This is a genomic window from Arthrobacter sp. NEB 688 (genome assembly GCF_013201035.1).
Classification (GTDB): Bacteria; Actinomycetota; Actinomycetes; order Actinomycetales; family Dermatophilaceae; genus Phycicoccus.
The window spans coordinates 3,015,515-3,036,931 of record NZ_CP053707.1; the positions used below are offsets into that span (position 1 = coordinate 3,015,515).

15 protein-coding genes and 3 rRNA genes are annotated in these 21,417 nt (G+C 71.1%); 1 reads left to right on the forward strand and 17 read right to left on the reverse strand.

The features are described from left to right. Positions 1 to 19: 19 nt before the first annotated feature. The 16 genes from HL663_RS14185 to tyrS form a co-directional block, all read right to left on the reverse strand. Positions 20 to 1,096, reverse strand: coding sequence for a glycosyltransferase family 4 protein (locus tag HL663_RS14185; protein ID WP_216842572.1), 1,077 nt, complete (start codon positions 1,094 to 1,096; stop codon positions 20 to 22). Then, positions 1,093 to 2,730: a murein biosynthesis integral membrane protein MurJ gene (gene murJ / locus HL663_RS14190; protein ID WP_173028981.1), complete on the reverse strand. Its 1,638-nt coding sequence runs from the start codon at positions 2,728 to 2,730 to the stop codon at positions 1,093 to 1,095. The genes HL663_RS14185 and murJ overlap by 4 nt, the downstream gene beginning before the upstream one ends. Further along, positions 2,727 to 3,539, reverse strand: a complete 813-nt coding sequence (locus tag HL663_RS14195) for a hypothetical protein (protein WP_173028982.1) — start codon at positions 3,537 to 3,539, stop codon at positions 2,727 to 2,729. The genes murJ and HL663_RS14195 overlap by 4 nt, the downstream gene beginning before the upstream one ends. After that, positions 3,536 to 4,504 carry a copper transporter gene (locus HL663_RS14200; RefSeq protein WP_173028983.1) on the reverse strand — a complete coding sequence of 323 codons (969 nt, stop codon included), beginning with the start codon at positions 4,502 to 4,504 and terminating at the stop codon, positions 3,536 to 3,538. Before HL663_RS14200 ends, HL663_RS14195 begins: the two co-directional genes overlap by 4 nt. Continuing rightward, positions 4,501 to 5,676, reverse strand: a complete 1,176-nt coding sequence (steA, locus tag HL663_RS14205) for a putative cytokinetic ring protein SteA (protein ID WP_286175642.1) — start codon at positions 5,674 to 5,676, stop codon at positions 4,501 to 4,503. The genes HL663_RS14200 and steA overlap by 4 nt, the downstream gene beginning before the upstream one ends. Positions 5,677 to 5,699: 23 nt before the next feature. Further along, positions 5,700 to 7,388, reverse strand: coding sequence for a DNA repair protein RecN (gene recN, locus HL663_RS14210; RefSeq protein ID WP_173028985.1), 1,689 nt, complete (start codon positions 7,386 to 7,388; stop codon positions 5,700 to 5,702). Further along, on the reverse strand, positions 7,385 to 8,320 hold the full coding sequence (locus HL663_RS14215) for an NAD kinase (protein ID WP_173028986.1): 936 nt from the start codon (positions 8,318 to 8,320) through the stop codon (positions 7,385 to 7,387). The genes recN and HL663_RS14215 overlap by 4 nt, the downstream gene beginning before the upstream one ends. A gap of 2 nt (positions 8,321 to 8,322) precedes the next feature. After that, positions 8,323 to 9,129 (reverse strand): TlyA family RNA methyltransferase, encoded by an 807-nt coding sequence (locus HL663_RS14220; protein WP_173030188.1) that lies wholly within the window; start codon positions 9,127 to 9,129, stop codon positions 8,323 to 8,325. A gap of 1 nt (position 9,130) precedes the next feature. Further along, positions 9,131 to 9,307, reverse strand: a complete 177-nt coding sequence (locus tag HL663_RS14225; protein ID WP_173028987.1) for a hypothetical protein — start codon at positions 9,305 to 9,307, stop codon at positions 9,131 to 9,133. Next, on the reverse strand, positions 9,304 to 10,215 hold the full coding sequence (locus HL663_RS14230) for a hypothetical protein (protein WP_173028988.1): 912 nt from the start codon (positions 10,213 to 10,215) through the stop codon (positions 9,304 to 9,306). Before HL663_RS14230 ends, HL663_RS14225 begins: the two co-directional genes overlap by 4 nt. Before the next feature lie 47 nt (positions 10,216 to 10,262). Then, a complete protein-coding gene (locus HL663_RS14235) occupies positions 10,263 to 11,207 on the reverse strand; it encodes an HAD-IIA family hydrolase (protein ID WP_173028989.1) in 945 nt (314 codons plus the stop codon). Continuing rightward, on the reverse strand, positions 11,204 to 12,211 hold the full coding sequence (locus HL663_RS14240; RefSeq protein ID WP_286175644.1) for a tetratricopeptide repeat protein: 1,008 nt from the start codon (positions 12,209 to 12,211) through the stop codon (positions 11,204 to 11,206). Before HL663_RS14240 ends, HL663_RS14235 begins: the two co-directional genes overlap by 4 nt. Before the next feature lie 253 nt (positions 12,212 to 12,464). Beyond that, a 5S ribosomal RNA gene (gene rrf / locus HL663_RS14245) occupies positions 12,465 to 12,581 on the reverse strand. Positions 12,582 to 12,664: 83 nt separating this feature from the next. Then, a 23S ribosomal RNA gene (locus HL663_RS14250) occupies positions 12,665 to 15,796 on the reverse strand. Between the two features lie 409 nt (positions 15,797 to 16,205). Further along, positions 16,206 to 17,731: ribosomal RNA gene (locus HL663_RS14255) — 16S ribosomal RNA — on the reverse strand. Together the 16S, 23S and 5S rRNA genes form the textbook arrangement of a ribosomal RNA operon. Positions 17,732 to 18,373: 642 nt before the next feature. Beyond that, positions 18,374 to 19,648, reverse strand: coding sequence for a tyrosine--tRNA ligase (tyrS, locus tag HL663_RS14260; protein ID WP_173028990.1), 1,275 nt, complete (start codon positions 19,646 to 19,648; stop codon positions 18,374 to 18,376). A 111-nt stretch (positions 19,649 to 19,759) separates the two neighbouring features. Here tyrS and HL663_RS14265 point away from each other — a divergent pair, with 111 nt between their 5' ends. Further along, positions 19,760 to 20,806 (forward strand): adenosine deaminase, encoded by a 1,047-nt coding sequence (locus tag HL663_RS14265; protein ID WP_286175645.1) that lies wholly within the window; start codon positions 19,760 to 19,762, stop codon positions 20,804 to 20,806. On the opposite strand, the gene HL663_RS14270 is transcribed toward HL663_RS14265, so the two are convergent. Then, positions 20,792 to 21,415 carry a DNA-3-methyladenine glycosylase gene (locus HL663_RS14270; RefSeq protein ID WP_173028991.1) on the reverse strand — a complete coding sequence of 208 codons (624 nt, stop codon included), beginning with the start codon at positions 21,413 to 21,415 and terminating at the stop codon, positions 20,792 to 20,794. The two genes, HL663_RS14265 and HL663_RS14270, sit on opposite strands and share 15 nt — an antisense overlap. Positions 21,416 to 21,417: the final 2 nt, after the last annotated feature.

Below are 21,417 nucleotides of genomic sequence, written 5' to 3' on the forward strand. Positions count from 1 at the left end.
CACGGGCTTCAACGATACGTCATGCCGCGCCCACCCCGCGGTAGGTGTCGAGGACGGCGGCCAGCGCGTCGGCGTCGGTGGGCAGGTTGTCGGCCCGTTCGACGGCCTTGGAGCGCAGGTCGTCGCGCACGGCGCCGTGCGTCACGACGTCGCGGATGGCCCGCGAGAGCGAGGTCGCGTCGTCGACGGGGACGAGGACGGCGGCGTCGCCGACGACCGCCCCGGTGCCCCCGGCGTCGGTCGCGACGATGGCGGCCCCGGCGTGCAGGGCCTCCTGGAGGCCGACCGGCTGGCCCTCCCACACGGCGCTCGAGACGACGACGTCGGCGGCGGCGAGGAGGTCGGGCACGTCGCCGCGCCGGCCGAGCAGGCGCACCGGGAGCCCCTCGGCGTCGATGCGGCGCTGGAGCTCGGCGTGCTGCGGCCCCTCGCCGGCGACCACCGTCAGGAGGTCGAGGTCGGTCAGCTCGCGGTGCGCGTCCAGGAGCCGGTGCAGGCCCTTCTGCGGGGCGAGCCGGGCGAGGACCACCCCGAGGGCCGTGCGCGCCTCGAGGCCGAGCTCGGCGTGCACGGCGTAGCGGTCGCGGCGCGGCGGCTGGAAGGGCGGCGCCGGGATGACGGCGAGCGCGGTGCGCCGGGCGCCGAGGCGGCCGGCCCGCTCGACGAGGTCGGCCGAGACCCCGAGGACCGCGGCCGAGCCGCGCGCGACGACGCGCTCGAGGCCGGCGTAGACGGCGGCGGTCAGCCGGCCGGACGGCGCGGCGTTGTGCAGCGTCGTGACGACGGGGACGCCGCTGCGGGCGGCGGCGAGCACGGCGACGGCTCCGGCCCGCAGGCCGTGCGCGTGGACGACGTCGGCGCCGCGGACCGGGCCGGCCAGGGCCCGGACGGCGGCGGCGTCCCGCGAGGGGTGCGGCCGGTCGGCGAGCTCGAGCTCGACGACCGCCGCCGACTCGTAGAGCGAGAACCGGTCGGCGGCCTCCGCGGGCGCCGCGACGACCACCTGGTGCCCGTCGGCCTCGAGCAGCCGGGCGAGGCTGCGCACGTGCGTGCCCACTCCCCCGGCGCTGGTCCCCATGACCAGGAGCACCTTCACGGCGAATCCTCCGCTCCTCGACGGCGGCGGGCCCGACCGCGGTCGCGGACGGCCCCCATCGCCCGACGGTCACCGTAGAAGATCGCGAGCAGTCCTGTCATCAGCGCCGCGCCGCCGGCCGCGAGGCCCCAGAGCACCGCGTCGAGCAGCCCGTCGTAGGTGCGCCCGCGGGTCACGAGGTCGCCGACGACGAGCGCGAGCGCCAGCGCGACGACGGCCGCGCCGGTGGTGCGGCCCAGGCCCTCGGTGACCTCGGGGCGCCAGCTGCGCCGGACGAGGACGACGAGCAGGACCGCCGACACCGTCATCCCGACGGTGGAGGAGAGCCCGACCCAGCGCAGCGTCGTCGCGGCCCCGCGGTCCGGCCCGACGAGGACGAGCGGCAGCAGGGCGGTGATCGCCCAGCCGAGCGAGACCGCCATCGCGGCGTCGAACGGGCGGCCGCGCACGTAGAGGGCGCGGGTCAGCAGGGCCGTGAGGCCGAAGCCGACGACCCCGGGCGCGAAGGCGGTGAGGGCCGGCGCGAGGGCGGCGAGCGCCTCCGGGCTCGCACCCTCGGCCCCCCGCCGCGCGTCGAGGGCGGTGAAGAACGCGCCGACCGCCGGCGCGGCCGCGACGAGCATCCCCGCCGCGAGCGCGGTGAGCACGAGCACCGCCCGCAGCGAGCGGGCCAGGGTGGCGCTGGAGTCCTCGCCCGCCCCCGTGCTCGCGGCGAGGGCCGGGAAGGCGCTCGTGGCGACGGGGACGGCGAGGACGGCGTAGGGCAGGAGGTAGACGGCCTGGGCGTACTGGTAGACGGCGAAGGCGCCGTCGGTACCGGAGTGGTTGGTCAGCCACATCGTCACGAGCACCGCGACCTGCTGGGCCCCGAGGGCGAGCACGCCGGCCCCGGCGAGGGAGCGGATGCGCACGGCGTCCTCGCGCTCCAGGCGCAGCGCGGGGCGCCAGCGCCAGCCGGTCGCGAGGGCGGGGACGAGCAGCGGCAGCGAGAGGACGACGACGCCGAGCGTCGTGCCCCAGCCGAGGACCGCGATCGCGTCGTCGCCGACCGTCGAGGGGGAGGTCGAGCCCCCGGTCAGGTGGCCGTACCAGAGGTAGGACACCAGGACGACGACCGACGAGACGAGCGGGGCCAGGGCCGCGGCGAGGAAGCGCCGGTGGGCCTGGAGGAGCCCGACGAGGATGATCCCGACGCCGTACAACGGGACCTGGACCGAGAAGATCCGCAGGAGGGTCGTGGCGACCTCGTGGGTGCGCGGGTCGTAGGCGCGCACGAGCCAGTCGGCGAGCACCGGCGCGGCGAGCCAGAGCAGCGCGCCGAGGGGGACGAGGACGACGAGCGCCCAGCTGAGCAGCACCGAGGCCAGCCGGTCGGCGTGCTCGCGCTCCCCCGCCCCGAGGCGGTGGGCGATGAGCGGGACGGCGACCGCCGCGAGGACCCCGCCGGCGGCCACCTCGAAGAGGACGTTCGGCAGGGCGTTGACGCTCTGGTAGACCGAGCCGACGCCCTTGGAGCGCACCGACTCGGCGAAGACGAGGATCCGCGCGAAGCCGGCCGCGCGCGCCAGGAGGGTGACGGCGGCGATGAGCCCGGCCGCCCCGGCGATGCCGAGGGCCGCCCGCTGGCGGGTCATCGGGCGGGCCGGCCCCACGCGTCGAGCTCGCGCAGGCCCGGCGTGGACTCGATGACGGCGGTGAAGCTGACCTTCTCGGACGCGAGCGTCGCCGCGACGAGCACCGCGAGGGCCGCGAGCCGCCCGCGGCGGCCGCACCGCTCGAGCAGGGCCGTCCCGACGAGGGCGCCGGCCGCGTTGGCCCCGGTGTCGCCGAGCATCGCCCGCCCCGCGAGGTCGGGTCCGGCGGCGCCGAGCGAGGCACCGACCGCGGCGGCGGCCACGCCGGCACCCCGGCCGTCGGGCGCGAGCGCGAGCGGCAGCGCGGCGAGGGTCGTCGCCTTGAGGGCGCGGCCCGGCCGAAGGTCGAGGAGGTTGGCGAGGTTGGCGGCGCCGGCGACCGCGGCACCCCCGACGAGCGTGTCGAGGGCGCCGACGTCGTCGCGCCCCCGGTCGGTGAGCGCTGCGGCGAGCAGGCCGGTCAGGCCGAGACCGGCGATCTTCACGGCGCCGGTCGTCAGCTCGCCGCGGGCGGCGGCGCCGAGGTGGCCGCGCAGGCCCTTGGACGAGCCGTCCCCGGCGAGGTCGTCGAGCGCCCCGAAGGCCCCCGCCCCCACGGCGGCGACGACGCCGGGCGCCGACCCCGCGGCGGCGGCACCGAGGGCGCCGGCCGTGACCCAGGCCGGCCCCTCGAGCAGCGTCACGGGGTCGCCGGCGTGGTTGGTGCGCGTCCAGCGCGCCGAGCGCACCACGGCGCCCAGGCCCCGGAGGGCGGCAGCGGCCGTGGCCGCGGCCACGAGCCCGGCCGCGAGCCGGCGGGCCGGGGTCACGACGAGGCGGCCGCGGAGGGGACCGGCGCGTACGCGGCGTCGGTGCCGGCGCCCAGGCCGTACTGGCCGGCGCTGCCGCCGTCCTGCTGCACGAGGGCGAAGACCACGCTCGCCAGGCCGAGCGGCGAGCCCGCGTCGTCGACCGAGGAGACCTCGCGGGTCGCGCTCGAGGTGTCGCGCAGCGTCGCGAGCACCGAGGTGCCGTCGGTCTCGGCGGCGAGGTCGTCGGCGACGACGACGCCGCGCGAGCGGTCGTCGAGGGCCGCCGTGAGGGCCACCCACTGCTCGGCGGTCGCCGTGCGGGCCGCCGCGTCGCCGTCGGCCACCGTGCCCGCGACGACGACGACGAGGTCGGCCCGGGTGAAGGTCTCGGCGTCGATCGAGACCAGGCCCGCGTCGGCGAGCGCCTCGAGGCCGGTGCGCGCCGTCGCGTCGTCGGGGCCGTTGTCCCCGGCCGGGGCGGTCCGCGCGAGGAGGGTCGCCAGCAGGAGGTCGCGCGGCTGCGCGGAGCCGGTCGAGGTGTCGACGGCGGCGTCCGACGCCACGCGGGCGACGACCTCGTCGCGCGCCGCGACGGTCTTGGCGTCGGTGCTCACCCAGTCCTCGCCCACCGTGGTCGTCGAGGTGACGCGCGCGCCCGCGGTGCCGAGGGCGGCGACGACCGACTCGCTCACCGCGGCGTCGGAGCCGGGCATGACGACGAGCGCGACCCCGCGGTCGCGCAGCGTGCCCCCGTAGACCCGTCCGGAGACGGCGTCGAGGAAGGAGTCGCGCGCCTCGGTGCCGGCCCGGGCGGTCGACAGCTGCGTGTTGAGGTCCGCCTTGTCCTTGCGCAGACCCGCGACCTCGTTCTGCAGGGTCGTGCCGATCTCGCCCTGGAGCGGACCCGCACCGAGCACGATCCCCACCGCCAGGGCGAGGAAGATCGAGACGATCGAGACGATGTGATACCGGAAGTCGATCACCCGAACACTCCTCCGAGGGCGGTCCACAGGTCGTCGGCCTTCGCGGCGAGGATCTGGAGCAGCGCGCGGCCACCGGTGGTGGACCACAGCGCCGCGCCGAGCGCGAAGACGGCGACGCACAACATGAGCACGATGCTGAACGAGGAGATGCGCGCCCGGTACAGGCGGCTCACCCCCTTGGCGTCGACGAGCTTGCCGCCGACGCGCAGGCGCGTGAGGAAGGTGCTGGCCATCCCCGAGCGCCCCTTGTCGAGGAACTCCACGAGCGTCACGTGGGTGCCGACCGCGACGATGAGGGTCGCGCCCTTGTCGTCGGCCAGCAGCATCGCGACGTCCTCGCTCGTGCCGGTCGCCGGGAAGACGACCGGGTCGACCCCGAGCTCGCGCACCCGCTCGACCCCGGGCGCGTTGCCGTCGCGGTAGGCGTGGACGACGATCTCGGCGCCGCTGGTCAGCGCGCTGTCGGAGACCGAGTCCATGTCGCCGACGATCATGTCGGGCGTGTGCCGGGCCTCGATGAGGGCGTCGGCGCCGCCGTCGACCCCGATGAGGATCGGCTTGTACTCGCGGATGTAGGACCTCAGCATCTCGAGGTCCTCCTTGTAGTGGTAGCCGCGCACGACGATGAGGGCGTGACGGCCGTCGAGGTCGGTGCGCACGTCCGGCACACCGACCCCGTCGAAGAGGAGCTCGCGCTCCTTGCGCAGGTAGTCCATCGTGTTCTCGGCGAAGGCCTCGATCTCGGCCGACAGGCCGGCCCGCGCGGCGGTCATCGCCTCCTGCACGGCCTCCCCGGTCAGGAGCACGCCCTCCCCCACGGGCTCGCCGCCCGCGAGCAGGCGACCCTCCTCGAGGCGCAGCGGCGTGCCGTCCTTGAGCGCCATGACGTCCGGGCCGGCGGCGTCGAGCAGCGGGATGCCGGCCTCGACGAGGATCTCCGGGCCGAGGTTCGGGTAGCGCCCGGAGATCGAGGACGCGGCGTTGACCACCGCGAACGGGCGGCAGGCGACGAGCGCCTCGGCACTGACCCGGTCGATGTCCTCGTGGTCGATGACGGCGACGTCGCCCGGCTTGAGCCGCTTCGTGAGGTTCTTCGTGCGCCGGTCGACGCGCGCGGGGCCGGAGCCCTCGGCGGGGTCCCGGTCACGGCGGCTCGGCAGGCGGATGGACATCTGCACCATCGTGCCAGATGCGCTCAGGCGCGAGCGCGCGCCATCAGGTCGCGGGCGTGCTCGAGGGCGGCGTCGGTGCCGGAGCCGCCGAGCATCCGGGCCAGCTCGGCGACGCGGTCCTCCCCCTCGACGGCGTGGACCATGCTGCGCGTCACGTGGCCGTCGACCGACTTCTCGACGACGAGGTGGCGGTCGGCGTGCGCGGCGACCTGGGCGAGGTGGGTGACGACGACGACCTGGGCGTGCCGGGCGAGCGCGGCCAGGCGCGCCCCGACGTCGAGCGCGGCCCGTCCACCGACCCCGGCGTCGACCTCGTCGAAGACGAAGGTGGGCACCGAGGGGCCGGCGTCGGCCGTGGCGACCTCGAGGGCGAGCATGACCCGCGAGAGCTCACCGCCCGAGGCGGCCTTGGTCACCGAGCGGGGGGTGGTGCCGGGGCCGGCGGCGAGGCGGACCTCGACGGTGTCGCGCCCGTCGGCGCCGAAGCGGCCGGAGTCCTCGACCGCGACGGTGACCGTGGCCGAGCCCATCGCGAGGTGGGCGAGCTCGGCGGTGATGCGCGAGCCGAGCGCGTCGGCCGCGGTGCGCCGGCGGGCCGAGAGGTCCTCGGCGGCGCCCTCCCGGCGGGCGGTCAGCTCCTCGACGCGGGCGGCGAGCTCCTCGATGCGGTCGCCGGTGCCCTCGAGCTCGGCGACCCGGACCGCTGCCCGGCCGCCCCACGCGATGACGTCGTCGACACCCGGGCCGTAGAGGCGGGTCAGCTCGGTGAGGGCGGCGCGCCGCTGCTGGACCTGCTCCAGGCGCGCGGGGTCGACGTCGGCGTCGGCGAGGTAGGCGCCGAGGTCGGCAGCGACGTCGGCCGCGAGGTAGCGCACCTCGTCGACGCGGGCGCCGAGCGCGGCGAGGACGGGGTCGGCCGAGGACGCCTGCGCGATGCGGGCCGACGCCGTGCCGAGCGCCTCGAGGACCGCCGGGGTGTCGAGCGCGGCGTCGCTCTCGCCGCTGAGGATCTCGTGGGCGGCGCCGGCGGCGTCGCGCAGCTCCTCGGCGTGGCCGAGCCGCTCGGACTCGGCCCGCAGCTCGTCGTCCTCGCCGGGCCGGGGGTCGAGGGCCTCGATGCGCTCGAGCCCGACGCGCAGCGACTCCGCCTCGCGGGCCCGCTCCTCCGCGGCGGTGCGCAGGGCGGCGAGCTCGGCCTCGACGGCGACGAGCTCGGTGTGGGCGTCGCGGTAGGCCGCCAGGGCGTCCGCGACCTCGGGGCCCCCGAACGCGTCCAGCACCTCGCGGTGCTCGTCGGCGCGCCGCAGGCGCCACTGGTCGGCCTGGCCGTGGACGGCGACGAGGTGCTCGGCGAGGTCGCCGAGCACGCCGACGGGGGCGGACCGGCCCCCGACGTGGGCGCGGGAGCGACCGTCGGCCTGGACCGTGCGCACGAGGACGAGCCCGTCGGCGACGTCGGCGCCGGCCTCGGCGGCGCGGACCATCGCGGGGTGCTGCGCGGGCAGGTCGACGACGCCCTCGACGACGGTGCGCTCGGTGCCGGCCCGCACGAGGCCGGAGTCGCCGCGACCGCCGAGGAGGAGGCCGAGGCCCGTGACGACCATCGTCTTGCCGGCGCCGGTCTCGCCCGTCAGGACGGTGAGCCCGGGGTGCAGCGGCAGCACGGCGTCGTCGATGACACCGAGGTCGCGGATGCGGATCTCCTCGATCACCGGTCGGTGCCCTCGCTCGCCTGGCGCTGGCGGGCCGCGCCGCGCCAGCCGTGGACGGGCAGGGCGAACTTCTCGACGAGGCGGTCGGTGAAGACGCCGGTGCCCAGCCGGGCGAGGCGGACCGGCTGGTCGGAGCGCTGGACCTCGACCTGGGCCCCCGGTGGGAGCGAGACCGCGCGGCGGCCGTCGCACCAGAGGACGGCCGAGGCGTCGGAGTCGGCGAGCAGCTGGACCGCGAGGTGCGAGCGCGGGCCGACGACGACCGGGCGGGCGAAGAGCGCGTGCGCGCTGATCGGGACGAGGAGGAGCGCCTCGACGTCGGGCCAGACGACCGGGCCGCCGGCCGAGAAGGCGTAGGCGGTCGAGCCGGTGGGCGTCGCGACGACGACGCCGTCGCAGCCCCACGTCGACAGCGGCCGCCCGTCGATCTCGACGGTCAGCTCGAGCATCCGCTCGCGCGCGGCCTTCTCGACGGAGACGTCGTTGAGCGCCCACGACGAGAACACGGTGGCCCCGTCGCGGCGGACCGTGACCTCGAGGGTCAGCCGCTCCTCGACGGTGTAGTCGCGGGCGCAGATGCGCTCGACCGTGGCGTCGAGGTCGTCGCGCTCGGCCTCCGCGAGGAAGCCGACGTGGCCGAGGTTGACGCCGAGCAGGGGCACCCCCGAGCCGCGCGAGAGCTCGGCGCCGCGCAGGATCGTGCCGTCGCCCCCGAGGACACAGACGAGCTCGCAGCCGATGTCGGTCTCGTCCTCGGCGATGGCACCGATGCCCTCGACCCGCGAGAGCGGCGTGCCGACGAGGTCGGACTCCGGTGCGCAGACGCCGATCCCGGCCGAGAGCAGGCGGGTCGCGACCGCGGCGGCGAGCTCCTGGGCGTCGGGCCGGGACGCGTGCGTCACGAGGAGCACGCGTCGGGACGGACCGGTCATCGTCAGCCTCCGCCCTGCTCGGTCACCGCCCGCACGGTCGCGCGGACCTCCTCGAGGCTCATTGTGTCCGACGGGTCCGACCGCGCCCACAGGAGGTACTCCACGTTGCCCGTGCTGCCGGTGATCGGGCTCGGCGCGATGGCCCGGGTGTGCAGGCCGACCCCGAGGAACGCGCCGTGGACGGCCTCGATCGCCAGGGCCCGGTCGGCGGCCGCGGTGACGAGCCCGCCGCGGCCGAGCCGCGCCCGGCCGACCTCGAACTGCGGCTTGACGAGCACGACGACGTCGCCGTCGGCGGCCACGAGGTCGGCGAGCTCGGCGGCGACGAGGGTGAGCGAGATGAAGGAGAGGTCGGCGACGACGAGGTCGGCCCGGCCGCCGACGGCGTCGGCGGTGAGGCCGCGCACGCTCGTGCCCGAGCGGTCCTCGACGCGGGGGTCGTCGGCGAGCTCGGCGACGAGCTGGCCGTGGCCGACGTCCAGGGCCAGGACGTGCGCCGCCCCGTGCGCGAGGAGGACCTGGGTGAAGCCGCCGGTCGAGGCGCCGACGTCGAGGCAGCGCCGCCCCTGCGCCGTCAGGCCGCGGGGCCCCCAGAGGGCGAGGGCGGCGAGCAGCTTGTGCGCGGCGCGCCCCACCCAGCGCGGGGCGGCGGCGTCCACCTCGAGCACGGTGTCGTCGTCGACGGGCGTCGAGGGCTTGCGGGCGCTCTCCCCCGCGACCCGCACGAGACCGTCGGCGACGAGGTCGCGCGCCTCGCCCCGCGAGCGGGCCAGGCCCCGCCGGACCAGCTCGGCGTCGAGTCGGGCGATGTCAGCCGCCCAGGTCGCCGAGGCGCCCGCGCAGCGTGCGCTGGACCTCCTCGCCGGCCGCGAGCCGACCGTCGAGGTCGTCGGCCGGCACCGCGGCGAGCTCGCGCAGGGTCGCGTCGATGGCCGGGTCCCCGGTCTCGGGGGCCTGCGTCACCTCGGCCGGGGTCGCGTCGCTCACGCGGAGGCCCCGGAGCCGGAGGTCGTCGACGCGGAGGCGGTCGTGCCGGCGGGTGCCTTCTTCGCCGCGGACTTCTTGGCCGCCGACTTCGTGGCGGCAGGCGCCTTCTTGGCCGTCGACTTCTTGGTCGCCGTCTTCGTGGCGGCAGGCGCCTTCTTGGCCGTCGACTTCTTGGTCGCCGTCTTCGTGGCGGCAGGCGCCTTCTTGGCCGTCGACTTCTTGGTCGCCGTCTTCGTGGCGGCATGAGCCTTCTTCGCCGTCGACTTCTTCGCGGCGGGTGCCTTCTTCGCGGCCGACGCGGCCGACGCGGTCGTCGCTGCCGACGTGGCCGCCGTTGACTTCTTCGTCGCCGTCTTCGTGGCGGCAGGAGCCTTCTTCGCCGTCGACTTCTTCGCCGCCGACTTCTTCGCGGCCGACGTGGTCGCCGCGGACTTCGTCGCCGCGGCGCTCCCCGTCGTGCGCCGGCTGCGCGGCGGAGCCGTGCGCGCCGGGGTCGAGCGCGTCGCCGTCGGCGCGGCCGCCGCGGGCTCGACCGTCTCGACGAGACCGGCTCCGGGCACCCCGGGACGCATCCCCGCGGAGCGGGCCAGCTCGTCGACCCGGGCGGCGAGGCCGGCGACGGTGGCGGCGAGACCCTGGACCTCGCCGAGCAGGCGACCGAGGTCGACGCGCTCGACGGCGGACTCGACCTCGCGCTGCACGAGCCCGACCACCTGGGCGCGGTTCTGCTCGGCCGCGGAGAGCAGGTCCCCGGCGATCTTCTCGGCCTGCTTCGCGACCTTGGACTTCGAGCTCGCCGACCCGGCGAGCACGACGATCTCCTGGGCCGCCTCGACGGCGCGGGCGCGGGTCATCTCACCGAGCCCGGACGCGAGCTCCACGTACGCGCGGACGGAGCGCTTGGCCATGGGGTCCTCCTGGTGTCGTGCGGCGGGTCGGCCGCGGGAGCCCCACGCTACCGGTCGGTCATCCGCTCCAGCAGGTGGCGGGCCGCGTCGGACTGCTCCTCCGCCCGGGCGGTGTCGCCCGCGTCATAAGCCTCCTGAGCCGCGCGCACGGCGGTGGCCAGCTGCTCGAGCGACCCCTCACCGGCGGCCGGGTCCTCGTGGAGCCACCGCAGGTCGGGCGCCACCCAGGTCGGGCGTCTCGCCGCGGGAGCGGTGAGGACGGCGTCGAGGTCGTCCACCCCGGTCAGCACGAGCAGCGACTCGGCGCCGGCGCTGACGGCCCCCTCGATGTCGGTGTCGAGCCGGTCGCCGACCGCCAGCACCTGGGATGCCTCGAGGCCGAGCCGGCGGGCGGCGAGCAGGTAGAGCGGCGGACGCGGCTTGCCGGCCACGTCGTGCGGGTCGTGCCCGACCGCGCGGGCCACCGCGGCGACGAGCGAGCCGTTGCCGGGGGCGGTGCCGCGGTCCGTGGGCAGGGTGGCGTCGGTGTTCGTCGCCACCCAGCGGGCACCGTCCTCGACGGCGTAGGCCGCTTCCGCGAGGTCGGCGGCGCTGACGTCGGGGCCGTAGCCCTGGACGACGGCCGCGACGTCGCCGCCGGCGTCGGCCGCGCGGCGCACCGCGCCGAAGCCCGACTCGGTCAGGGCGTCGCCGACCCCGGCTCCCCCGACGGCGAGCACGGACGCACCGGCCGGGGTGCCCGCCTCGGTCAGCAGCCACGCCGCGGCCTGGCTGCTCGTGACCACGTCGTCCGGCGCGCAGTCCAGCCCGAGCTCGCGCAGGTGCTGCGCGACGTCGGCGGGCCGACGCGACGCGTTGTTCGTCGCGTAGACGACCGGCCGGTCCAGCGCCGAGAGGGCTTGCACGGCGTGCGGCACCGCGGCCGGGCCACGGTAGACGACACCGTCCAGGTCGCAGACGAGCGCACGGTACCTAGCGGCCAGCGTGGTCACGCCGGGGGCTCCGGAGCCAGCTCCTCGTCGTCCCCGAAGTCCTCGAGCACGACCCCGTCGAGCTCCTCGAGCCGCTCGACCGCGTCGGTCTCGAGCTCGGTGTCGGCGTCGACGACCTTGAGGAACCACTCGCGGGCCTCGTCGGGTCGGCCGAGCGCGAGCAGCGTGTCGGCGTACGCGTACTGGAGGCGGTGGGCCCCGGCCTTGCGGCCCTGGGTGAGCGCCGGCACCTGGAGCGCGAGGAGCGCAGCGTCCAACTGGCCGAGGTCGCGGCGGATGCCGGAGACGACGATCGCCAGCTCGAGGCGTTCCGCGGCGGTCAGCGTCTTGGCCTCGGGGGACGCGGCCAGCTCGAGGGCGCGGTCGTGGCGACCGAGACCCCGCTCGCAGTCGACCATGAGGGGAAGCAGGTGGGAGGAGCCGCTGAGCCGGCGCACGGTGCGGAACTCGGTGAGGGCACGTGCGAAGTCACCCGTGCGGTAGGCCACCATCCCGAGTGCCTCGCGCGCGGCCGGGACCCGCCCGGCCCGCCGGACCGCGGTCTCGGCGTGGGCCATCGCCGCGTCGATCTCGTCGGCCTCCAGCATGACGGCCACCATGACGAGGTGCTTGGCGACGCCGTCGGCGTTCTCCTTCGAGAGCGTGCGCAGCTGCTGGTGGACGCTGCGGTCGATCTCCTTGCCGGTCACCTCGTCGGGGATGCGCGGCTCGGGCAGCCGGGGGCTCTTCGGGGCGAGGCGGCTGCCGCCCCGCTCCTGGCCGTCGCCCGCGCGGCCGGCCGGCGCACCGCGTCGCTCGTCGCTGCCGGGTGCCCGACGCGGACCACCGGACCCGCCGCGGCCGCCACCGGCTCCGCGCGGCCCGGAACCCGAACCGCCCTGACCTCGCGGGCCGCCGCTCGCTCCGCGGCGCGGGGCACCTCGGCCCCCGCTCGTGGGGCGGCGGTCGCTGCCGCCGTGGCCGGAGCGGTCGGCTCCTCCGCGGCGCTGGTCGTCGTCGGACACCTGGTGGTCCTCTCGTCGGTCGGGATGCCGGCAGGCGGCGCGCCAGTCTATCGGCGGCGCCGTCGTCGGCTCGGGGATGGGGCCCGCGCTGCGGGGCTCGGCGGCGGCCGAGCGGCCACCGCTCTCACGCGGCACAGCAGCGGGCGGCTCTCACCGGCCCGTCGAAGGAAAGCCCTCGGGGCCGTGAGAAATGTGGTCGTGGAACCGAGAAAGGGCCCACCAAACGTGTTGGTGGGCCCTTTCTGGATTGGTTGTCCGGCTGCGTCCTACTCTCCCACACCGTCACCAGTGCAGTACCATCGGCGCTGAAGGGCTTAGCTTCCGGGTTCGGAATGGAGCCGGGCGTTTCCCCTTCGCTATGACAGCCGAAACTCTATGGAGATCTCAAATCGGGTTCCCGACCGTATCTCGGGAACTGCACAGTGGACGCGAACACAGAAAGTCTTGTAAGTGTGTATCAAGTTGTCGGCTTATTAGTACCAGTCAGCTGCATGCATTGCTGCACTTCCACATCTGGCCTATCAACCCGGTAGTCTAGCCGGGAGCCTCTCGGGAACAAGTCCCATGGAAACCTCATCTTGAAGCGTGCTTCCCGCTTAGATGCTTTCAGCGGTTATCACTTCCGAACGTAGCTAATCAGCGGTGCCCTTGGCAGAACAACTGACACACCAGAGGTTCGTCCATCCCGGTCCTCTCGTACTAGGGACAGCCCTTCTCAAGTTTCCTACGCGCACAGAGGATAGGGACCGAACTGTCTCACGACGTTCTAAACCCAGCTCGCGTACCGCTTTAATGGGCGAACAGCCCAACCCTTGGGAGCAACTCCACCCCCAGGATGCGACGAGCCGACATCGAGGTGCCAAACCATGCCGTCGATATGGACTCTTGGGCAAGATCAGCCTGTTATCCCCGGGGTACCTTTTATCCGTTGAGCGACGGCGCTTCCACAAGCCACCGCCGGGTCACTAGTTCCGACTTTCGTCCCTGCTCGACCTGTCAGTCTCGCAGTCAAGCTCCCTTGTGTACTTACACTCGACACCTGATTGCCAACCAGGCTGAGGGAACCTTTGAGCGCCTCCGTTACATTTTAGGAGGCAACCGCCCCAGTTAAACTACCCACCAGGCACTGTCCCTGATCCGGATCACGGACCGAGGTTAGATATCCAGAACGACCAGAGTGGTATTTCAACGTTGACTCCACACACACTGGCGTGCATGCTTCACAGTCTCCCACCTATCCTACACAAGCCGTACCGAACACCAATACCAAGCTATAGTAAAGGTCCCGGGGTCTTTCCGTCCTTCTGCGCGTAACGAGCATCTTTACTCGTAGTGCAATTTCGCCGAGTTCGCGGTTGAGACAGTGGAGAAGTCGTTACGCCATTCGTGCAGGTCGGAACTTACCCGACAAGGAATTTCGCTACCTTAGGATGGTTATAGTTACCACCGCCGTTTACTGGGGCTTAAATTCTGAGCTTCGACCCCAAAGGGATCTAACCCGTCCTCTTAACCTTCCAGCACCGGGCAGGCGTCAGTCCGTATACATCGTCTTGCGACTTCGCACGGACCTGTGTTTTTAGTAAACAGTCGCTTCTCCCTGGTCTCTGCGGCCCTTTCCCCTAGGACGTGAAGTCCTTCAAGGTCTGGGCCCCCCTTCTCCCGAAGTTACGGGGGCATTTTGCCGAATTCCTTAACCACGATTCACTCGATCGCCTTGGTATTCTCTACCTAACCACCTGAGTCGGTTTGGGGTACGGGCGGCTCGAACCTCGCTAGAAGATTTTCTTGGCAGCATAGGATCACCCTGCTTCCCGCATTCGCGGTCACTATCAGGTCTCAGGATATGTGTGACACGGATTTGCCTATGCCACTCCCTACACCCTTGGACGTGGACTACCATCGCCACGCGGAGGCTACCTTCCTGCGTCTCTCCATCGCTTGACTACTACAACCTCGGGTCACGCGTTCCGCCGGCCGACCCACACTCCCGAAGGAGAGCAGGCAGTGGCCGGTTTCAGGCGTTTAGCATCAGAAGGTTCGTCATGGGCGGTTCTTCGCCGGTTCCGGAATATCAACCGGATGTCCATCGACTACGCCTGTCGGCCTCGCCTTAGGTCCCGACTTACCCAGGGCAGATTAGCTTGACCCTGGAACCCTTGGTTATTCGGCGGACGGGTTTCTCACCCGTCATTCGCTACTCATGCCTGCATTCTCACTCGTGTGGCCTCCACGGCTGGATCACTCCGCCGCTTCCCTGGCCACACGACGCTCCCCTACCCATCGACACGCTTGGACCACCAACCCGCAGGCGTGGTGGCCGGGCAATATGTCAATGCCACAGCTTCGGCGGTGTGCTTGAGCCCCGCTACATTGTCGGCGCGGAATCACTTGACCAGTGAGCTATTACGCACTCTTTAAAGGGTGGCTGCTTCTAAGCCAACCTCCTGGTTGTCAATGCAACTCCACATCCTTTCCCACTTAGCACACGCTTAGGGGCCTTAGCTGGTGATCTGGGCTGTTTCCCTCTCGACTACGGAGCTTATCCCCCGCAGTCTCACTGCCACGCTCTCACTTACCGGCATTCGGAGTTTGGCTAACGTCAGTAACCTGGTGAGGCCCATCGGCTATCCAGTAGCTCTACCTCCGGTAAGAAACACGTGACGCTGCACCTAAATGCATTTCGGGGAGAACCAGCTATCACGGAGTTTGATTGGCCTTTCACCCCTACCCACAGCTCATCCCCTCAGTTTTCAACCTAAGTGGGTTCGGTCCTCCACGACGTCTTACCGTCGCTTCAACCTGGCCATGGGTAGATCACTCCGCTTCGGGTCTAGACCCAGCGACTCAATCGCCCTATTCGGACTCGCTTTCGCTACGGCTTCCCCACACGGGTTAACCTCGCCACTGAGCACTAACTCGCAGGCTCATTCTTCAAAAGGCACGCCGTCACCCCACAAGGAGGCTCCGACGGATTGTAGGCAAACGGTTTCAGGATCTATTTCACTCCCCTCCCGGGGTACTTTTCACCTTTCCCTCACGGTACTTGTCCGCTATCGGTCACCAGGGAATATTTAGGCTTAGCGGGTGGTCCCGCCAGATTCACACGGGATTTCTCGGGCCCCGTGCTACTTGGGATACTTCTCTGGAGATCATGACATTTCGTCTACGGGGGTCGCACCCTCTGTGCCGGACCTTTCAATGTCCTTCGACTATGACACGATTTTTTGACTCCATGACAAGGTGTCAGCCTCATCCGAAAAGTCCCACGACCCCGTACCTGCAACGCCTGACAGCTATCACACAGATACGGTTTAGCCTCTTCCGCTTTCGCTCGCCACTACTCACGGAATCGCGGTTGCTTTCTCTTCCTGTGGGTACTGAGATGTTTCACTTCCCCACGTTCCCTCTACCCGCCCTATATATTCAGGCGGGAGTGACTGGACTTGCCTCCAGCCGGGTTTCCCCATTCGGAAATCCTCGGATCACAGTCTGGTTATCGACTCCCCGAGGCTTATCGCAGATTCCTACGTCCTTCTTCGGTTCCTGGTGCCAAGGCATCCACCGTTTGCCCTTAAAAACTTGATGCACAAAGATTTTAAGATGCTCGCGTCCACTGTGTAGTTCTCAACATACGGGCGGGCCCCCACCGTGCGCCGGCGCCTACCAAGCACTCACGCTCGGCGGTTCGTCCGCGGTAGGGGTCCTGGCCGCCCTAGAAGGCGACCCAGAGAGCGAACACCCACACACCCAGAAGGCGTGCAGGTCGTTCGAGCCCTCAGGACCCAACAACGTGTCAGGCACCGCCTCCCCAGGATCCCGCGTTCCACACCCACCCCGAAGGATCAGCCGTACTTGCGAGGACCACCAGGTCCACGGTGCCAGAATCGATGTTCCACCCAGAGCACCCGCTGCCCCACACTCGGGGACAGACCGGGCGTTACATGGACCAGAACCCCTGACCTCCGAAGAGGCCGGCCTGGCCTGTGCTCCTTAGAAAGGAGGTGATCCAGCCGCACCTTCCGGTACGGCTACCTTGTTACGACTTAGTCCCAATCGCCAGTCCCACCTTCGACAGCTCCCTCCACAAGGGTTGGGCCACCGGCTTCGGGTGTTACCGACTTTCGTGACTTGACGGGCGGTGTGTACAAGGCCCGGGAACGTATTCACCGCAGCGTTGCTGATCTGCGATTACTAGCGACTCCGACTTCATGGGGTCGAGTTGCAGACCCCAATCCGAACTGAGACCGGTTTTTTGGGATTCGCTCCACCTCGCGGTTTCGCAGCCCTTTGTACCGGCCATTGTAGCATGTGTGAAGCCCAAGACATAAGGGGCATGATGATTTGACGTCGTCCCCACCTTCCTCCGAGTTGACCCCGGCAGTCTCCTATGAGTCCCCGCCATCACGCGCTGGCAACATAGAACGAGGGTTGCGCTCGTTGCGGGACTTAACCCAACATCTCACGACACGAGCTGACGACAACCATGCACCACCTGTATACGAGTGTCCAAAGAGAACGACATCTCTGCCGCGTTCTCGCATATGTCAAGCCTTGGTAAGGTTCTTCGCGTTGCATCGAATTAATCCACATGCTCCGCCGCTTGTGCGGGCCCCCGTCAATTCCTTTGAGTTTTAGCCTTGCGGCCGTACTCCCCAGGCGGGGAACTTAATGCGTTAGCTGCGGCACGGATCTCGTGGAATGAGACCCACACCTAGTTCCCAACGTTTACGGCGTGGACTACCAGGGTATCTAATCCTGTTCGCTCCCCACGCTTTCGCTTCTCAGCGTCAGTTATGGCCCAGAGACCTGCCTTCGCCATCGGTGTTCCTCCTGATATCTGCGCATTTCACCGCTACACCAGGAATTCCAGTCTCCCCTACCACACTCTAGTCTGCCCGTACCCACCGCAAGTCCGGGGTTGAGCCCCGGATTTTCACGGCAGACGCGACAAACCGCCTACAAGCTCTTTACGCCCAATAATTCCGGACAACGCTCGCACCCTACGTATTACCGCGGCTGCTGGCACGTAGTTAGCCGGTGCTTCTTCTGCAGGTACCGTCACTTTCGCTTCTTCCCTGCTGAAAGAGGTTTACAACCCGAAGGCCGTCATCCCTCACGCGGCGTCGCTGCATCAGGCTTTCGCCCATTGTGCAATATTCCCCACTGCTGCCTCCCGTAGGAGTCTGGGCCGTGTCTCAGTCCCAGTGTGGCCGGTCGCCCTCTCAGGCCGGCTACCCGTCGTCGCCTTGGTGAGCCACTACCTCACCAACAAGCTGATAGGCCGCGAGCCCATCCCAGACCGAAAAACTTTCCACACCATGACCATGCGGCCTGATGTCGTATCCGGTATTAGCTCCGGTTTCCCGGGGTTATTCCAGAGTCTGGGGCAGGTTACTCACGTGTTACTCACCCGTTCGCCACTGATCACCAAGGTGCAAGCACCAAGGATCACCGTTCGACTTGCATGTGTTAAGCACGCCGCCAGCGTTCGTCCTGAGCCAGGATCAAACTCTCCGTTGATGAATCACATCCACCAGCGCCGTTAAGCAACCAGTGAACAACTCATACACACGAAACGTGTGAAACCCGGCTGAGCACGAACAACCAGCAATAAAGCTGTTTGTTCGTCATCAACCAAAGGAAAAACTCGAGCACCACCCACACCCACCCCAGACGGGACGAGCTAAGAGCGATGCGACGAGGTAAAAATTGGCATCGATTCTTGACACGCTGTTGAGTTCTCAAGGTTCGAACGCGCACCCACGTCCACCTCATCGAGGCGTTCGCCGGGGCTGTTCTGTGGGAGTTGCTGTCTGCGGGGCTCTCGCTCCGTGGCAACCACTCCAAGTTACCCTTCCCGATCCGTCCCGGTCAAACTCGCTCCGTTCGGGGCTCGTCGTCCGGTGGTCCGGGCCACTCCGTCGTCCTGCACCGTGGTGCGGGGCCTTCGTCGTGGGTGTCAGCCAAGTGGTCCGGCCTACTTGGTGCGGGGCTGGACGGCCCTGCCGCTTGGTGTCCGGTTCGCCCTCTCGGGCTGACGTCGAGAACATTAGATGACTCTCGGCGCCGAACACAAATCCGCTCCCCTGCGACGGGCCGCCGTGCCCCGTGATGCGACGAACCCCGCTGCAGGACAGCGGGGTTCGTCGTCTGAGTCGCTTCTCAGGCGGTCGGCGGCGCATCGACGAGGCCCGCGGCGAGGTTCTTGCGCCCCCGCCGGAGCACCACGACGCCGCCGGCGAGCACGTCGTCCGCGGCGAGGACGGCCTCCGGGTCCGAGACCTTCGCCCCGTTGACCGAGGCGCCGCCCTCCCCCAGCGTGCGCCGGGCGGCGTTGCGCGAGTCGGCCAGGCCGACGGCGACGAGCGCGTCGACGAGCGGCATCCCGACGGTCACGGTGCCTCGCGGCAGCTCGGCCGCCGCGTCCCGCAGGGTCGGTCCGTCGAGGGCGCGCAGGTCGCCCTTCCCGAAGAGCGCCTCGGCCGCGGCCCGGGCCGCGTCGGTGGCGGCGCGCCCGTGGACGAGGGTCGTCACGTCCTGCGCGAGGACGCGCTGCGCCGCCCGCTTCCAGGGCTCCTCCTGCACCTGCCGCCCGAGGTCCTCGATCTCCTCGCTCCCCCGGTCGGTGAAGACCTTGAGCAGCGTGACCACCGAGGCGTCCTCGACGTTGAGCCAGTACTGATAGAAGGCGTACGGGCTGGTCATCGCCGGGTCCAGCCAGATCGCGTTGCCCGCGCTCTTGCCGAACTTCTCCCCCGAGGAGTCGGTGAGCAGCGGGGTCGTCAGGAGGTGCACCGACGCCCCCTCGACCCGGTGGATGAGGTCCGAGCCGGCGGTGAGGTTGCCCCACTGGTCGTTGCCCCCGGTCTGCAGCGTGCAGCCGAAGTCGCGGTAGAGCTGGAGGTAGTCCAGCCCCTGGAGCAGCTGGTAGCTGAACTCGGTGTACGAGATGCCCTCGTCGCTGTTGAGCCGCGCGGCGATCGCGTCCTTCTTGACCATCTGGTTGACCCGGAAGTGCTTGCCCACGTCGCGCAGGAAGTCCAGCGCCGACATCGGGGCCGTCCAGTCGAGGTTGTTGACGAAGACGGCGGGGTTGCCCTCGTCGCCCCCGAGGAAGGGCTCGACCTGGCGGCGGATGTTCTCCACCCACTGCGCCGTCTGCTCCTTGGTCTTGAGGACCCGCTCGGCGGTCGGCCGCGGGTCGCCGATGAGCCCGGTGGACCCGCCGACGAGGCAGATGACCCGGTGGCCGGCCCGCTGGAGGTGGCGCAGGAGCACGAGCTGCACGAGGTTGCCGAAGTGCAGCGACGGCGCGGTGGGGTCGAAGCCGCAGTAGGCCGTGATCGGGCCGTCGGCGAGTGCCGTGCGCAGCGCGGACTCGTCGGTGGACTGCGCCACCAGCCCCCGCCACTGCAGCTCGTCGAGGATGTCGGTCACGGTGGTGCCTCCCGGTGCGTCGTCGCCGGGCGGTCGCGCCGGCGGACCCAGCCTGCCACGCACGCCACCATCGGCGCCCCGGTGCCCGGCGGTGCGTCATGCTTGCGGGCTGTGACCACCCCGACCGCCTCGCCCCGCCCCGACCTCACGACCTTCGTCGCGGGGCTGCCCAAGGCCGAGCTGCACGTGCACCACGTCGGCTCCGCCTCGCCGCGCATCGTCGCCGAGCTCGCCGCCCGGCACCCCTCGAGCCCGGTCCCCACGGACCCCGAGGAGCTCGCGCGGTTCTTCACCTTCACCGACTTCGCGCACTTCGTGGACCTCTACCTCGCGACCGTCGACCTCGTGCGGACCGACGAGGACGTCCGGATGCTCACCTACGAGGTGGCCCGCGAGCTGGCCGGGCAGAACGTCCGCTACGCCGAGCTGACGATGACGCCGTACACGTCCGTCGTGCGGGGCATCCCGATCGAGGCGTACACCGCCGCGATCGAGGACGCCCGGGTCGACGCCGAGCGCGACCTCGGCGTCGTCCTGCGGTGGGTCTACGACATCCCCGGAGAGTCCGGCCTGCCCGCCGCGGACGCCACGCTGTCGCACGCGCTCGACCACGGCCCCGAGGCGCTCGTCGGCTTCGGGCTCGGCGGGCCGGAGATCGGTGTCCCCCGGCCCCAGTTCCAGCCGCACTTCGCCGCCGCCCGGGCCGCCGGGCTCCACGCGGTGCCGCACTCGGGCGAGTCGACCGGGCCGCAGTCGGTGTGGGACGCCCTCGAGCTGCTCGGTGCCGAGCGGATCGGGCACGGCACCTCGTCGGTGCAGGACCCGCGCCTGCTGGCCCACCTCGCCGAGCACCGCATCCCGCTGGAGGTCTGCCCGACGAGCAACGTCGCGACCCGCGTCGTCGAGCGGATCGAGGAGCACCCGCTGCGCGCCATGGTCGAGGCCGGGGTCGTCGTCACCGTCAACAGCGACGACCCGCCGATGTTCGGCACGACGCTGAACCGCGAGTACGAGGTCGCCGCGGCGCTCCTCGACCTCGACGCCACCGGGGTCGCGGACCTCGCCCTCGCGGCGGTCGACGCCTCCTTCGCACCGGACGCGGTGCGCGGCGCCCTGCGGGAGGAGATCCGCTCCTACGCCGCGTCAGCCACGGTCTGAGGTCGGCCGGCGCCGGGGCACCGCCGCGCGGTAGGCGCTGACCGTCGGCTCCCCGTCGACCCAGAACCGCCACGGGAACGCGGTGCCGTCGCCGCCGGGACCGCTCACGCCGACCCGCGGACCGGTGCGGACCAGCGCGGGGTCGACCGGTTCGCCGAGCGCGAGCACGCCGTCACCGTCGTCGTCGAGCAGGTCGAGGCCGTTCTGCTCCCGCCCGAGGGCGAGCGTGCGGGCCAGCCGCGCCGGGCCCCGCGCGAGGTCGCGCTCGCGCACCCCGGGCCGCCGCTCGGCCGCCCGCTCGTGCCCGCCCACGACCTCGCCGGCCCGCAGGAGCACCGCCGAGGCGCTGCCCTCCGTGCCGGTGACGACGTTGGCGCAGAAGTGCATCCCGTAGGTGAAGTAGACGTAGAGGCGCCCGGCGCGGCCGAACATCACCTCCGTGCGCGGGGTGCGCCCGCGGAAGGCGTGCGAGCCCGGGTCGTCACCTCCCGCGTAGGCCTCGACCTCGGTCAGGCGCACCGTGACGCCGGCGTGGGTCAGGTGCGCCCCGAGGAGGCGCGGGGCGACGTCGAGCACGTCGCCCCGCAGCACCTCCGCCGCGGGGGTCACCG